This window comes from Rhodanobacter sp. ANJX3 (genome assembly GCF_014200755.1).
Taxonomy (GTDB): domain Bacteria; phylum Pseudomonadota; class Gammaproteobacteria; order Xanthomonadales; family Rhodanobacteraceae; genus Rhodanobacter.
Map to the genome: position 1 here is coordinate 374784 of NZ_JACHCM010000005.1, position 15313 is coordinate 390096.

15 protein-coding genes are annotated in these 15313 nt (G+C 63.3%); 3 read left to right on the forward strand and 12 right to left on the reverse strand.

Going from position 1 to position 15313, the window contains the following annotated elements; genetic code table 11:
• Positions 1–59 precede the first annotated feature (59 nt).
• Complete coding sequence (locus tag HDE76_RS15715) at positions 60–1382, forward strand: methyl-accepting chemotaxis protein (RefSeq protein WP_184508928.1); 1323 nt, start codon at positions 60–62, stop codon at positions 1380–1382.
• A 55-nt stretch (positions 1383–1437) separates the two neighbouring features.
• Here the strand turns inward: HDE76_RS15715 and flgL are convergent, their stop codons facing one another.
• The 12 genes from flgL to HDE76_RS15775 form a co-directional block, all read right to left on the reverse strand.
• A complete protein-coding gene (flgL, locus tag HDE76_RS15720; protein ID WP_221262437.1) occupies positions 1438–2679 on the reverse strand; it encodes a flagellar hook-associated protein FlgL in 1242 nt (413 codons plus the stop codon).
• Between the two features lie 5 nt (positions 2680–2684).
• Positions 2685–4577, reverse strand: coding sequence for a flagellar hook-associated protein FlgK (gene flgK / locus HDE76_RS15725; protein ID WP_184508930.1), 1893 nt, complete (start codon positions 4575–4577; stop codon positions 2685–2687).
• A gap of 64 nt (positions 4578–4641) precedes the next feature.
• Complete coding sequence (gene flgJ / locus HDE76_RS15730; RefSeq protein WP_179478426.1) at positions 4642–5598, reverse strand: flagellar assembly peptidoglycan hydrolase FlgJ; 957 nt, start codon at positions 5596–5598, stop codon at positions 4642–4644.
• A complete protein-coding gene (locus HDE76_RS15735; RefSeq protein WP_184508998.1) occupies positions 5598–6689 on the reverse strand; it encodes a flagellar basal body P-ring protein FlgI in 1092 nt (363 codons plus the stop codon). Before HDE76_RS15735 ends, flgJ begins: the two co-directional genes overlap by 1 nt.
• 44 nt (positions 6690–6733) lie before the next feature.
• Positions 6734–7423, reverse strand: a complete 690-nt coding sequence (flgH, locus tag HDE76_RS15740; RefSeq protein ID WP_179478428.1) for a flagellar basal body L-ring protein FlgH — start codon at positions 7421–7423, stop codon at positions 6734–6736.
• A 9-nt stretch (positions 7424–7432) separates the two neighbouring features.
• Positions 7433–8218 (reverse strand): flagellar basal-body rod protein FlgG, encoded by a 786-nt coding sequence (gene flgG, locus HDE76_RS15745; RefSeq protein ID WP_184508932.1) that lies wholly within the window; start codon positions 8216–8218, stop codon positions 7433–7435.
• A gap of 37 nt (positions 8219–8255) precedes the next feature.
• Positions 8256–8996 (reverse strand): flagellar basal-body rod protein FlgF, encoded by a 741-nt coding sequence (gene flgF, locus HDE76_RS15750; protein WP_179478432.1) that lies wholly within the window; start codon positions 8994–8996, stop codon positions 8256–8258.
• A 9-nt stretch (positions 8997–9005) separates the two neighbouring features.
• Positions 9006–10232, reverse strand: a complete 1227-nt coding sequence (gene flgE, locus HDE76_RS15755) for a flagellar hook protein FlgE (protein WP_184508934.1) — start codon at positions 10230–10232, stop codon at positions 9006–9008.
• Between the two features lie 38 nt (positions 10233–10270).
• Positions 10271–10951 (reverse strand): flagellar hook capping FlgD N-terminal domain-containing protein, encoded by a 681-nt coding sequence (locus HDE76_RS20965; RefSeq protein ID WP_343205722.1) that lies wholly within the window; start codon positions 10949–10951, stop codon positions 10271–10273.
• 15 nt (positions 10952–10966) lie between these two features.
• Positions 10967–11398 (reverse strand): flagellar basal body rod protein FlgC, encoded by a 432-nt coding sequence (flgC, locus tag HDE76_RS15765; protein ID WP_179478436.1) that lies wholly within the window; start codon positions 11396–11398, stop codon positions 10967–10969.
• Positions 11398–11799 carry a flagellar basal body rod protein FlgB gene (gene flgB, locus HDE76_RS15770; protein WP_184508937.1) on the reverse strand — a complete coding sequence of 134 codons (402 nt, stop codon included), beginning with the start codon at positions 11797–11799 and terminating at the stop codon, positions 11398–11400. Before flgB ends, flgC begins: the two co-directional genes overlap by 1 nt.
• 189 nt (positions 11800–11988) lie before the next feature.
• A complete protein-coding gene (locus HDE76_RS15775) occupies positions 11989–12918 on the reverse strand; it encodes a chemotaxis protein (protein WP_179478440.1) in 930 nt (309 codons plus the stop codon).
• A 362-nt stretch (positions 12919–13280) separates the two neighbouring features.
• Here HDE76_RS15775 and HDE76_RS15780 point away from each other — a divergent pair, with 362 nt between their 5' ends.
• Complete coding sequence (locus HDE76_RS15780; RefSeq protein WP_179478442.1) at positions 13281–14591, forward strand: methyl-accepting chemotaxis protein; 1311 nt, start codon at positions 13281–13283, stop codon at positions 14589–14591.
• A complete protein-coding gene (flgA, locus tag HDE76_RS15785; protein WP_179478444.1) occupies positions 14588–15289 on the forward strand; it encodes a flagellar basal body P-ring formation chaperone FlgA in 702 nt (233 codons plus the stop codon). The genes HDE76_RS15780 and flgA overlap by 4 nt, the downstream gene beginning before the upstream one ends.
• Positions 15290–15313 lie beyond the last annotated feature (24 nt).

Here is a 15313-nt window from a genome sequence, read left to right on the forward strand (position 1 = left end):
AAGTATTTCCTGGTCCAGCCGAACTTTTGCCTTGTCGTTTAACTCGGAGTTCCAGGCAAATGCTCAATTTACAGGCCGTGCGCAGGCGCCAGGGCAATATGCGCGGAAAACTGGCCGCTATCGACAAGACACAAGCCGTCATCGAATTTCGGCCCGATGGCACGATCCGTCACGCCAATGAGCTGTTCCTCGCCACGATGGGCTACACGCTGCCGGAGATCGTGGGCAAACACCATCGGATTTTCGTCGATAGCGAATACGCGGCAAGCGCGGAATATGTGGAATTCTGGCAAAAATTGAACGAAGGCCGGCACGAAAAAGGGCTTTATCGACGCCGGCACAAGCAGGGGCAGGACGTCTGGCTGCAGTCGTCCTACAACCCCACATTCGATCGCCACGGGCGCATAACGAGCGTGGTGAAGTTCGCCACCGATGTCACCGTCGATCGCGTCATGGCGGCCGATATGGATGGACGTCTGCAAGCCATAGACCGCGCGCAGGGCGTCATCGAGTTTGCCCTGGACGGCACGATTCTGCATGCCAACGACAACTTCCTGCACACGATGGGATACGACCTGGCCGACGTGGTCGGACAACATCATCGCCTTTTCGTGGATGCGACGGAAAGCCGCTCGCCGGCCTACCGGGAGTTCTGGGAGCGGCTGCGTCATGGCGTCCACGACGCCGCGGTGTATCGCAGGCTTGGCAAGAATGGCCGCGTGGTATGGATTCAGGCCACTTACAACCCGATTCTCGACGCCAGCGGCCGGCCCTTGAAAGTCATCAAATACGCGACCGACATTACGCCGCAGACGCTCGCCGCGCACACGCTGCAGGCCGAAGTGGTCGGACTGTCGACGACGGTTTTGAACAACGCGCAAAAAGCGGTTCAAGCCAACGATATGGCCAGCGGAGCTCGACAGGTGGCCGAGCACGGCAACACGGTCGTGCGCGATGTGATGCGCACCATGCAAACCATCGAGGAAAGCATGAAGTCGGTCAACGACATGGCCGAACTCATCGATTCGATATGCTTTCAGACCAATCTGCTTTCGCTCAATGCCGCCATCGAAGCGGCCCATGCAGGTACCCTTGGCAAAGGCTTTGCCGTGGTGGCCGACGAAGTGCGCAACCTGGCGAAACGAAGCAAGGAGGCCGCCAGCCACATTCACGCACTTATCGGTGCCGCCGGCGAACGCGTCAACGAAGGATCGGATCTGGTGGATTGCGCCGGCGACGCGATGACCGAGATCCTGGCATCCGTCTCGCAAGTCAGCGCCATTGTCGGCGACATACGCGAAAGCTCGCTGCTGCAATCAGCCGGCATACAACGCGTCAACACGGCGGTCGTCGCGTTGGAAGGCGTTTACGGCAGGCAATGACACGCCCATAGCCAAGGCGCCGCGCGACCGACGCTTTTCAAACAGTGTGCGGTGCTCAACCCTGGATGTAGTTGAACAGGCTCAGCGACTGGACTTTGGCGAATACCTGCTGCGAAGCCTGCAGGGCCGTCGACTGCAGCGAGAGGTTGCTGATAGCGGTCGCCATGTCGACGTTCTGCACATCGGACAGCGCGCTCTGGTAGGTCACGTTGAGGTTGGCGTAGCTGGTCTGCTGCTGCTGCAAGGTATCGAGACGGCCTCCGATCGACACCTGTGTCGTGGTGACGTTATTCATCGCCTGGTTGAGCGACTCCAGCTGGCGATTGAGCGTGTTGTTCAAGGCGGTGGTGCTCGCACCGCTCTGCAACGCGTTGATCATGTTGTTGAGCGTGCTGAACACGTCCTGCGTGTTCTGCGCGCTGTCCGACGTCAGGCTAACCTTGTCGCCGGCAGCCGGTACGCCGCTCATGGTGATCGAGGCGCCGTTGACCTCGATGGAGTCGCCGTCCTGATAGGTGCCGGTAATCGGGTTGCCGCTGGCGTCGTTGACCGGATTGCCGCTGGCATCGGTAACGGCGTAGCTGCCGTTGGCACCGAAGGTAATGGTGTCGTTGACCGGCCCGGCCGCGCTGGCCGCGCTCCAATCGCTGGCGCTGCTGACACTGTTGGCGCCGACCACCAGCGTACCGGTATTGGATGCACTGGCGCTGGCCACGAAAGAGCCATTGCCTGCGGGGACATTCATGAATATCGCGCTTCCCGGATCGGCATTCGCCACCTGATCGCCCGCGCCGACCGCGCTGAAGGACTGCGCGTCGTTGCCGTTGTAAGTCACGGTGCCGCTGGCGTTGAGGGTAAATGCCGAGCTGGTGGTGCTGGTCCCGGCGAACAGGGCGGCGCCGTTGGCATCGGTGGTATTCGCCAACTGCACCATCGCATTACGGATTTGCACCAGCTGCGTGGCTATGCCGTTGCGATCGCTGGCGCTCAACGCGCCGTTGATCGCCTGCAGGCCGAGGTCATTGGCGTTGTTGAGCAGGCTGGTGACCGAATCGAGCGCGTTGGCTTCGGTCGAGAGCCGCGTATTGGCACTGTCGATATTGCTCGAATACTGCGTGTTGTCGGCGAGAATATGTCCAAGTGTCACCACCTGTGCAGCACCGGCAGGATCGTCGGAGGCCACACCGATGCGCTTGCCGCTGCTGACCTGATTCTGCGTATCCGCCAGCGCGCTCTGCTGACTGAGCATCGTGTTCAGCGACTGCTGGTACGTCCAGCTGGTAGAGATACGGATCATCGCGATTACGCCTGAATGGCCGTGATAAGACTGGAAAAGATCGACTGCGCCGTGGAAATCACCTGCGCCGATGCCTGATAGGCCTGCTGGAATTTCACCAGGTTGGCCGCCTCTTCATTGAGGTTGACGCCCGAGAGGCTCTGCTGATTGCCCAGCGCCTGGTTGTACAGGCTGGTCTGCGTGGTCAGATCGGCATTCGCCTGGCTGCCTGCCGTGCCGATCTGCGTCGTGAGGTTGGCGTAACTCTGCACGATCGACGTCTTGCCGCCATTGAGAATGCCGACGTCGGCCAGACCGGCGAGCGCGAGCGCGTTGGTGCTGTCGTTGAGCCCGTTGGTATTCGCCGCCACGCTGAAGCTGTCGCCGCTGGCGGGCGTCCCACTCAGACTGAGGCTCCAGCCGTCCGCGCTGATCGGTTGTCCCGCTGCATACGTACCCGACGTGGTGTTGCCCTTGCCATCGGTAATGCTGTAGCTGTTGCCGGCGCCGAAAGTAATCTTGGCGCCGGCCAGCAGGTTGGCGTTGTTGGCATCGGTGACGCTGACGGCACCGGCCACGCCGGTACCCGTATTGGTTTTTGTCGCGGTGGCCGTCAGTGCTGCCGCAGCCGCCACGCCGTTCGGGTCGGTCAGGCTGACGGCCAGCGTGCTGGCGGCGTCGCGGGTCGGCTGAATTTCGTAGCTGTCGCCCACCTGCGCAGTGCCCGAGGTATTGAAGGTCAGCCCCGCGCCGGATAGCGAGCCATCGGCGTTGGCCGTCAACGACACGCTCTGGCCGCCGGTCGTGGCCAGGCTCCAGCCATTGGTGCCGGTACCTGCACCGGTATAGCGAAGCACGTAGTCCGAGCTGGTCAGCTGCGACACATCCGTCACCGACGCGGCAACAGTAGCGCCGCCGGAGGAGTTGCTGCTGGAAGGCAGCACGCCGGGGCTGCCGACGCTGAAAATCGCCTGGCCTTGTTTACCGTTGAGATCCAGACCCTGTGCCTGTTGCTGATTGACACTGTCCGCCAGTGCCACGGCCGACTGGCCCAACTGATTCTGCGCCGCCACCAGCGTGGTGTCGCGATAGTTGATCAAGGCACCCAGCGAGCCGCCGCTGAGCTGCGAGGTAATGTCATTGCCCGCGCTGTCCACCACGTCCGTCGTGGTCGGATCGTACGGATTGCTCTTGGTCGACAGCGCATACGATTGCGTGCCGCTCACCAGGGTTTGCCCCGCCGAAGTGTAGATGCTGATCGATCCATTGCCCTCGGTCACCGCGGACGCGCCGGTCAGGCCCGTCAACTGCTGCACCAGAGTGTCGCGCTGGTCCAGCAGATCGTTCGGCGTACCGTTGATGCTGGCGACGGTGATCTGACCGTTGAGTGTGGCGATCTGCTGGCTCACTGTATTGATGCTGGCAACGGCGTCGCCGATCTGGCTGTTGACCTGCGTGCGCTGTTGACTGAGCTGTTGACCAAGCGTGTTGTAAACCGTCGCCAACGACGAAGCATTGCCGAGCAGCGCCTGACGTGCCGCGCTGGACCCTGGCGAGCTGGCCACGCTGCTGAAACCACCGTAAAACGTGTCCAGCGAACTCTGCAGGTTGCCGCTGTTGCTGAGCAGGCTGTTCAACGTGGTGGTCAGTCCGCTGGCGGTGGTGGCCGCCTGCAGGCTGGAATTGCTGCTCCAGAGCGCGCCGGTGAGGTATTGGCTGTAGGCGCGCTGCACGCCGACGACATCAACGCCGCTGCCGATCGTGTACTTGCCGTTGCTCGGCGCAATGCTCTCGACCTGCTGCACGCTTTGGCGGCTGTAACCGGTGGTGCCCGCATTGGCGATGTTGTTGCTCACGGTGCTCAATGCGACCTGCGCCGCATTCAATCCGGAGATGCCATTGCTGAGCATGTTCGACATCACGACTTCCCTCTAGAATCAAAATCTGTGGCGTACCGGCGCCCTGAAATGAACTCGTGACCTATCACGGTGTCGGCAACGGGACGGCTTTCTTGAGCGCATCGAGCGCCTGACGCATCATCGGACTGTTGGCGATCGATGCCACCTTCGACACATACCCTGGATCGGTCGCATAGCCGCCTTCAAGCAACGCCTGGGCGTACCCGACCACGTCGTCGCCGTGACCGCGAGCCTGCGCATAGCGTGGGTTGTTGTTGATCAGGTCGGCAAAATCGGCCAGCGAGTCGGCCGACGAGCGGTAACTGCGGAACTGTGCCTGCTTGCGCACGGCGACCCCGCCTTCGTATTCGAGTGTCGGCACGTTGACGCGTTCGCCATCCCAGCTGCTGCCGGCCTTGATGCCGAACAGATTGAAACTGCTGCTGCCGTCGGGATGCTTCGGCATGTGCTTGCCCCACTGCGTTTCCAGCGCGGCCTGGGCCAGTACGGTTCGCACCGAGAGGCCGAGCTGCTTGGCCACGATGCTGGCCTGCGGGGCGAGTTCGCGCACGAATTCCTCGGCGTCGGCCGGCAGCCACGAAAGCAGCGTACGTCCCGCCGAACGCGTCGCATCGGCCACTTCGTAAAGACGCTGACGCCAGCCATCGACGAGACCTGCCGCGGCCGGATCGCCCGGCGCGTGCGCTGCCTGCGCACTCTGCGCATCCTTGCCGCCGAGCTGACGCAGCAGCATGTCGGCGATGCCCAGACCCTTGCCGTGTTGGGACAGATCGAGCGACAGCTGCTGATCGAACATGTCCCGCCACTCGTCGCCGGCCTGGCTGTCGAACAGCGAATCGCCGAAGCTGGCCGCGCGCATCGACTTGAGCATCATCTGCGTGAAAATCGACTCGAACTGCTTGGCGACCGCCGGCAGGGTCGACTTGCTGTCGGTCTGCGCCTGCTGACGCAACGCATTGAACCCGGACAGATTGGTCCAGGTACTTAGCGTCTGCGCACCGACGTCGCCCGCGCCTGCCATCAGATCACCACCAGATCGGCATGCAGCGCTCCGGCCTGCTTCAGCGCTTCCAGAATCGATATCAGATCGCTCGGCGTCGCGCCGACCTGATTCACCGCGCGCACGATCGAATCGAGGCTGACGCCGGGGCCGAACTTGAACATGTGCGCGCCGTCTTCGCTGACGGATACGGTGCTGTTCGGCACGATCGCGGTCTGGCCGCCGCTCAAGGGATTGGGCTGACTGACCTGCGGCTGTTCACTGATGCTGACCTGGATTGCACCGTGGGCGACGGCAGCCGCCGTCACCCGCACATCCGAGCCGATCACGACCGTGCCGGTGCGCGAATTGACCACCACCCGCGCCGGCGCATCGCCAGGCTGCACATCCAGGGATTCGATCGCGCCCAGCCAGGCCACGCGCTGACCCGGATCGAGCGGCCCACGCACGGCGACCGAGCCACCGTCCAGCGGATGCGCCGTACCTGCACCGTACGAGCGATTGATCGCCTCGGCGATACGCGCCGAGGTGGTGTAGTCCGACGTATTCAAGTTGAGAATCAGATCGCCGCCGCTGCCGAACGACGAGGCCACGCTGCGTTCCACCATCGCGCCGTTGGGTATGCGCCCGCTGGCGGAAATATTGATCTGCACGCTGGAACCGCTTTTACCTTGCGCGCTGACGCCGCCAACGACCACGCTGCCCTGCGCCATCGCATAGACGCCGCCGTCCGCGCCGCGCAGCGGCGTCATCAGCAGTTCGCCGCCGCGGATACTCTTGGCGTTGCCGATCGACGCCACAGTGATATCGATGGTCTGACCCGGCTTGGCGAACGGCGGCAGCTGGGCCGTGATCGTCACCGCCGCCACATTTTTCAGCTGCGGCTGTACCGTCGCCGGGACCGAGACACCGAACTGCTTGAGCATGTTCTCCAGGCTCTGCGTGGTGAATGGCGCCTGCGTGGTCTGATCGCCCGTGCCGTCCAGACCCACCACCAGCCCGTAGCCGATCAGCTGATTGCTGCGCACCCCGGCCACTTCGACCAGATCACGCACCTTGTCCGCATGCGCCAGCGGCGCGCAGAGCAGCCCAAGCAGCAGGCCGGTGGCCATACTGATGCGAGCGGAGAACCGCCGCCGACGGAACGTTGTGTTCATCAGTAAGGCATCCACTTGGAATTGAAGAAGCGCGACAGCCAGCCCTGCGTGTTGGCATCGGCCAGGGTGCCTCGTCCGGTGTAGGCAATGCGCGCGTCGGCCACGCGGGTAGAGGAGACCGAGTTGTCCTGTTCGATGTCCTGCGCGCGCACGATGCCCGAAATACGCACCAGTTCCTGGCCCTGATTAATGGTCAGCCACTTTTCGCCGCGCACCAGCAGATTGCCGTTGGACAGGCGCTGTGCCACGGTCACCGTCAGCGCGCCGCTGAGCTGGTTGCTCTGCGTACTGCTGCCGGTGCCGTCGAAGCTGCGCGCCGCGTTGGTGCTGGTGTCCGCGGTCTTGCCGCCGATGCTGAGCGACTGCCCGAGGATGGTCGGCGCACCGATCGTGCTCTTGTCCGTCTTGCCGGTGCTAGTTTCGGATTTCTTGCTGGCCTGCGTGCTCTCGACCAGATTGATGGTGAGGATGTCGCCGATGCGATGCGCGCGCGCATCGGTGAACAGTTCCATGTTCTGCATGTCGTGATAGATCGCGCCGTCGGCCTGGGTCGCCGGCGGCGGTGCCGGCGGCGGCGTCGCCGCCCAATTGCCATCGTCCGGATGGGTCGGCTCCATGACGCAGCCAGCCAGCGCGGCCAGAGCCACGACCATGAGGAAACGAGTGAATAAGATAGGCAGGCGCGACATGACGGGAACTCAGGTTTTATTGATGACGAACTGCAACATGTCGTCGACGGCGCTGATCGACTTGGAATTCATTTCGTAAGTGCGCTGCGCTTCGATCATGTTGACCATTTCCTCGACCACATTGGTATTGGAGGACTCCAGCGAACCTTGCGCCAGCGTACCCATGCCGTTGACGCCGGCCTGGCCGGTTTGCGCCGTGCCGCTGGACGCCGTTTCGAGATAAAGGTTCTGTCCCATGGCCTGCAGGCCCGCCGGATTGATGAAGTCGGCCAGCTGGATCGTGCCGACAGTGGCCGGCGTGGTGGAGCCGTTGGTGGTGGCCGTGACGGTACCGTCGGTACCGATCGTCAGACTCTGCACGTTGCTGGGCAGCGTGATCGCCGGCGACAGCGGATAGCCGTCGGCCGTGACGATCTGGCCCGTATTGTCCTGATGCAGCGAGCCGTCTCGCGTATAGGCGACGGTGCCGTCGGGCAGACTCACCTGGATGAAGCCGCGGCCCTGGATCGCCACGTCGAGCGAGTTGCCGGTCTGCGAAATCGCGCCCTGGGTAAACAGCTTTTCGCTGCCGGCGACCTTCACGCCGGTGCCCAGCAACAGACCCGATGGCGACTGCGTCTGCTCGGTGGTCTGGCCGCCGGGCTGGCCATCGTTCTGATACATCAGATCCTGGAACGACGGACGCGAGGTCTTGAACGCGGTGGTGCTGGCGTTGGCCAGGTTGTTCGAGATCACGTCCATCCGCGTCTGCTGCGCGTCGAGACCTGTCTTGGCGATCCAGAGAGAGGAAAACATGGCTTACTCCGAGTGCATGGGGACGAGGCGACCGCGGTCAGCTCGTCTGCAATAGTTTGGTGCTGGCGTCCGAATCGTCCTCGGCCGTCTTGATCGATCGCACCTGCATTTCGTATTGGCGCGACAGCGAGATCATCTTGACCAGCTCCGACGAGGCGTTGACGTTGCTGCCTTCGAGCGCTCCCGGCGTCAGCAGCACGCTGGGATCGGCGGTCGCCTGACCGCCGCCGGCGACATGCATCAGCCCGTCGCCGCCCTTGGTCAGCTGACCGGGATCGGCGGTGACCAGTTTGATCCGGTCTACTTCGGCGACCGTGCTCGGCCCCTGCCCCAACGGTACGGTGGATACCGTGCCGTCGTTGCCGATGCTGATCTGCGCGCTGTTGGGCACGTTGATCGGACCGCCGTTGCCGAGCACCGGGTTGCCACGCGCATCGGTAAGCCCGCCATCGGGCGTCAGCTGCAGATCGCCCGCTCGCGTATAGGCCTCGCTGCCATCCGGCGCCTGCACCGCGATCCAGCCGTTACCACGCACGGCGACGTCCAGCGATCGGCCGGTCGTCAGCGGCGTACCCTGCGACTCGTCTTCGCCGATGCCCTGAGCCACCGCATTGATCCGCGTCGCCGCGCCGTCGCCCTGCACTGGAATGCTCTGAAAAGCGCTCAGCTCGCTTTTGAACCCGACCGTGGATGCGTTGGCGAGGTTGTGGCTCACCGCGTCCTGCGCCTGCAGCGTCTGCGTGGCGCCGGTCATCGAGATGTAGACAGAGCGATCCATGCCGGCCGATTACCTGGACACGGCCTGGAACAGTGTGGACGCCAGCGTGCTGTCGGTGCTGAGCACCTGCGCATTGGCCTGGTAGTCGCGCTGCGCCTGGATCATGTCCACCAGCTGGGCGGTGGTGTCGGAGGTGTTGGAGCTTTCCAGCGCGCCCGACTGGATCGTGCCGAACTGGCCGGTGCTGGCGGTGCCCATGATGGCGCTGCCCGAGGCCGAGCTGGCCTTCCAGCTGGTGTTGCCGATCTGATCGAGGCCACCCAGGTTGGTGAAGTTGGCCATCGCTACCTGGCCGAGCTGACTGCTCTGATTGTTCGAGTAATACGCTGTCACGATGCCGTTGGCATCGATATTGATCGACGAGAGCGTGCCGGCCTGGAAACCGTTCTGGCTGGTCGATCCTGCCGAGTACGCCGTACCGAACTGGGTCGTGTTGGACAGGTTGACCGTCATGTTGGCCGGAAACGTGGCGCCGTTGGTCGGCTGGGTCGGCGTGAACGACAGATTGCCGCTGGCCGGCGTGGTCAGCTGGCCGGAGGTATTGAACGTGATCGCCTGGGTTCCTGCGCTGGCGCCGTCGATATACAGGTTCGCGTTCCACGTGTTGTTGCCGGTCTTGGCGTAATAGACCGTGGCCTGGTGCGAACCGCCCTGCGAGTCGTAAACCGTCAGCGACGTGGCATTGTTATACGTCGTCGAATCGCTCGGGTTGAACGGCGTATTGGTCGGAACCGTGGCGCTGGACGGCAGGTTCGCCGTGATGCTGATCGCGCTGGTCGCCGTCGCGTTGCTTTGCGCGGTGTTGAGCTGCAGGTTGGTCAGCGAACTGGTATCGAAACCGCCGGCGCCGTTGGGCGCGTAGACCTGCAGGCGCGAGCCATCCTGGGTTTCCACGAAGCCCGTGGTCGCGTCCTGATGAAAATCGCCATTGCGCGTGTAGGAGACGCCGTCGCCGTTGTTGACCGCGAAGAATCCATTGCCGCTGATCGCCAGATCCAGGCTGTTGTTGGTGGTCTGGATGTCGCCCTGGGTGAACTGCTGCTCCACATCGGTCAGCCGCGCACCGCTGCCGACCGCTGTAGCGGCGAGGTTGAGCCCGGTCACCGAGAACACATCGGCGAATTCCGCGCGCGAGCCCTTGAAGCCAGTGGTCCCGGCGTTGGCAATGTTGTTGGAGATGACGTTGAGATCGGATTGAGCGGCGACGATGCCGCTGAGCGCTTGATTGAGAGCCATGCTGGTTTCTCCGAAAAGTGATTAAGGTGGTGCCGCGATCAGTTGATCTGTGCGATCTGACTCAGCGGAACGCCGCCGATTCCTGCTACCTGCAAATACGTACCCGCGCTACCCGCGTACCCCACACCGGTGACGGCGGCAGAAACGTAGGTCGTCAGCGCCGTCGTGCTTCCCGAATTGTTTGCCGACAGCGCGTAGCTACCGGCGGCGACGGCATTGCCGTTGTTGTCCTTGCCATCCCAGCTGAAGTTGGCCAGCCCGACCTGCTGCGTACCCAGATCGATCGAGCGCACCACGGTGCCGGTGCTATCGGTGATCTGCACCTGGATATCGCCGGCGTTGGCGACATTGACCGCGCCCTTGACGGCTGCCGTGCCGCTGTAGGCCGCCGTGCTCGAGGGCACCATCACCTGACGACCCACCAGGTTGGCCGAACTGAGCACCTGCGAGGTCTGCATCGACGTGCCCAGCGAACTGCTCAGCGACTGCACGTTCGTGTCGAGATCCTGCGTCGCCGACAGCTGGCTGAACTGCGCCAGCTGGGAGGCGAACTGCGAGTTGTCCATCGGGCTGGTGGGGTCCTGCGCCTGCAGCTGCGCGGTCATCAGCTTGAGAAAGTCCGCCTGAGTGAGCTGCGAACCCGACGTGGGCGTCGTCGCCGTACTGCCGGTCAGGCTGAGCGAGCTGGGGTTGGTGGATGAAACGCTACCGATGGTCACCGATGATTCCTCTGATTAGCTGCCGAGTTCGATCGTCTTGATCGCCAATTGCTTGGCGCTGTTCATCACTTCAACGTTGTTCTGGTACGAGCGCGATGCCGAAATCATGTTGACCAGCTCGTCGATCGGATTGACGTTGCTGCCGTACACGGTGCCGTTGGCATCGGCCATGGGATTGCCCGGCTCGTAGCGCGACGAAACCGGTTGCTGGCTTTCGGTAACGCCGAGCATGCGCACGCCGTTGGTGCCTTCGCTGGCATCCTGTGCGACCGAGCCCGCCGACGCGCTCTGCATCGGCGCGAACAAGAGTTCTTTTGCGCGATAGGCCGAGTCGGGACTGTTGCTGACGCTGTCGGCGTTGGCCAAGTTGCTGGCCACCGTATTGAGCCGCAGCGACTGCGCTGCCATGCCGGATCCGGCGGTATCGAAAATCTTCATGAGCGACATCAGCTGGTACCTCCGGTGATGGCCAGGCGCAGCGTCTGAATGGTGGCATTGATGAAGCTCAGACTGGCCTGATAGTGAACGGTGTTCGACGCGAAGGCGGATTGTTCGACCTGGGTGTCGACGGTGTTGCCATCCATGCTGGGCTGCATGGGGATGCGATACTTGAGCGCGTCGGCGCTGGCGCTGCTCGCATCCATCTGTCCCGCGCTAGGCGTGCTCATCGCGAGCTGGTCGGACTCGCCACCGGCTTGCTTTAGAGCGGCGCGGAAATCGACGTCGCGCGCCTGGTAACCAGGCGTATCCGCATTGGCCAGATTGGAGGCCAGCACTTCGGATCGACGCTGCCACAGCTCGAGCGCCGGCGCATTGAGTCCGAACACGCTGTCGGTGGTGATGGTCATGGGCAAACTCCCGCGGCGATGGTCGCCCGGAAGTCAGGAGCAAATTGCATGCCATCCCGATAAAGCCGCGCAGGGCGGCGGTCTACGCGCCTGTCAGACGCGTGCAGCCGCCCGCCTCACCCACGATGGCGACGGTATGCCGACGGTTCGAGACGAAATCCCGACGCTGTCCGATTCGATGAACCGGCGTCAATTTGTTGACGTGGTCAACAGCTCCAGTACTGTCTGCGCCAGCAGATCCGGTTGAAATTTGGCGATGAAGCGATCCGCACCCACGTCACGCACGATGGATTCGTTGAACACTCCACTGAGGGAACTGTGCAGCACCACCTTGATTCCTCGCAGGGCAGGAGATTCGCGAATGGCCCGCGTCAGCGCATAGCCGTCCATGCATGGCATTTCGATGTCGGAAACCACCAGGTCGATGCCTTGCCCGTCAGGCGCATCCGCTTCTTGGATCAGGCGATCGAGACCTTCACGACCGTCGAAGGCGACGACGCAATCCAGGTGCATCTGGCGGAAGATGCTGAGCAAGCGCTGCCGCGCCACGAGCGAATCGTCCACGACAAGTATCCGATGCGGCCGTTTCGACGTCTCTTCGGCTGCCTGCTGCAGGCGGCTCGATATCTCGATTACCGGATCGTCGATGCTTACCAGCACCTGCTCCACATCGATAACCGCCATCAGCTGGCCGTCGATACGAGTCACCGCACTCACTCGATTGCCAAACCCCAGAGTAGAAGATGGCGCTTCCAGAGCCTCACCCCTGCAGTGCACGATGCGCTGGAAGTCGGCCACGAGAAAGCCCTGTACCGAGCGACTGAATTCAGTGACCACGAGATGGGCGCAGTCCATCGCCGTCAACGGCGGATAACCCATCGCCAGCCCCAGATCGATCACTGGAATGGTCTTGCCCCGATAGTCACAGCTGCCCGCCAGAAGGTCGTGCATACTGGGCAATCGCTCCAGCGGCGGCTTGCGCAATACCTCGCGCACTTTGAACACGTTGATGCCGAACAGCTGAGTATCGCCGAGACGAAACAGCAGCATCGCCACCCGATTGTGTCCGGCCAGCCGGGTGTGGTTTTCCACGCTTTCCAACAGCGGTGCGGCAGCCATACGAATCCTCGAAGATGCTGGGCCACGTTTTACCGCGCGGCCTATCTACGGCTATCGGCCGCGCTGAGCACAGACTTGAGCGCGGTGATGGTGGCTGTTCTCCGCGGCGCTGCCGTATTTCGGACGAATCTTTAGAGCCTGTTCAACGTCTCCGCGTGGCCCGCGCCGGGAACTGTTGGCGCGCAGGCCAAGGAAGAACGAGAGACCACGACCGAGTGATGACGCAGGAAGGGGGCACACAGACCCGGCCCTGCGGGTTGCCTCGCCGCTCATCCGCTCGACCATGGCATGTGCTTTGCTTGCTCAAGTTTCTGCGCTTCCAGACGATCTCTGGTGCACGACCTTTAGGAATTGCTTTGCTTATGAGCCTGATCTTCAGCCAGCATCTGGCCGCCCTGACGCAAGCCGCACTCGCCGGAAACGAGGCGCAGGTGACCGCGCTAAGCCTCAAGCATCCCTCCGCGGCCCGCGCACTGGCGCCGCTGCTGGCAAAGCTGGCACCCCGTCCACCCGCCTCCGTCGCGCTGCAATCGCTGGAACAGCAGAGTCTTGTGCTGACCAACGCGCAGGCGCTCCAGCGCGAACAAGCCTCACTGGAACAGTCGGCGAGCGAATGCCGCGATAGCGTCGGCCGTTTGACGGATGGCAGCGCCGGCATCACCGCCGCGCTGCAGCAGGTGCAGGGCAATCTCGATGCGGCTGGCGTGGCCGACGAATGCAGCCGGACCACGGTCGGCGAATTGAATGGTCAGCTGAGGCTGCTGCGCAGCGCACTGTCGGCGATGAATCACAACCAGAGCCACCTCACCAAACAGGTCGCCCAGATTCGCGCCTTGACGACCAACGTGCAGGAGATCGCTCATCAAACCAACCTGGTTGCGCTGAACGCGGCGATCGAGGCGGCGCGCGCTGGCGAAGCCGGGCGTGGGTTCGCCGTTGTCGCCGACGAGGTCAAGCAGCTGGCCGAAAAGACGGCGCTGGCCACGGCCGAAATCGAAAGCGTGACCGGCGCCATCGGCGAATTCTCGTTGCATATGGATACCGATGTGCAAGCCGGACTGCAGCGGCTGGAGCGTGCGCAAAGCAGCATCGGCGCGGCTGAAATCCAGCTGCAGCAGGGTAAGGAAGCGCTGCAGACGGCGCGCGGCCGCGTGCAAACGCTGCGGGAAAATCAGGACGGCCTGCAGGTGCGTACCACCACCATCCAGGCATCGCTTGGCGCACTTCAGCGCCGCGCCAACGAGGTACGTCGTCATGGCGACGGGCTCAACCGCGCCGCCGTGCTGGCGCATCGGTTGTGCCTGAGCTGGCTCGAAAGCGAAAGCGGCAATGACCTAGCCAGCCTCAGCCTGACCGTGCGCGAATCCGTGCAGGGGCTGCGCCATGGCATGGAGCTGGCGCTGCAGGAACCCACCGCTCTGGACCGCCGTTGGTTCGATACCGATGCGCTTCAACGCAGCCTGGGGCGGCTGGCGGCACGACACGACAACCATCCGGCAAGCCAGAGCTTGCGTGAATCCGCGGCTCGGCTGCACGAACAGGGCAACGCCTTTCTCGAATTGCTGGGCAGCGGCCAGCTGGATCAGGCCGCCCAATTGTCGAGAGTCTTCGAAGGCGAGCGAGAAGCCCTGAATACCCACCTGGCCAGCATGCTGGCGGACGATCGACCATGACCCGACCGCGGCTGATCACTCTTTTATGGGTCTTGGCCATGACGGCGAACGGCGCGGCGCGCGGCGCGGATATGTCTTCTTCCGACGTGCGCACCGTCGCCGAGCAGGCGGTGCGCACGCAATACGACAAAGCCGGCACGCGACTCGTCATCGTGCCGCAGCCGCTGAACCCGCGGTTGCGGCTTGCGCCCTGTCCGCAGCCGTTGCTGGCGCGCCTGCCCACGGGTCCGCAGGTCAGTTCGCGCGTGGCGGTGTCGGTGAGCTGCCCGACCCAAGCAGGCTGGACTATCCGCGTACCGGTCCAGATGCAGGTTTACCGGCAGGTGCTGGTCACCACCCGGCCCCTGGCGCGCGGGGACAGCGTCGGTGCCGGCGATGTGCATAGCGAAGAACGCGACGTCACTCGGTTGGGCTACGGCTATGTCGAGAGCCTCGATCAGGTGGCTGGCCGTTCGCTGGCGCGTCCGTTGAGCCCAGGCACCGTGCTCCAGCCCGGACAGCTGAACGGTCGCGAGATGGTGCGGGCGGGCGATCAAGTGGAACTGATCGCCCAGCTCGACGGTATCGAAGTGCGCACCACAGGCCAGGCGCTGGACGGCGGCGACACCGGAACGCGCCTGCGCGTACGCAACGGGCATTCGGGGCTGATCGTGCCTGGCGTGGTGCTGGCCGCAGGCGAAGTGAAGGCATTACCCTAAAGTGGCAATGGACCGAATACCCGC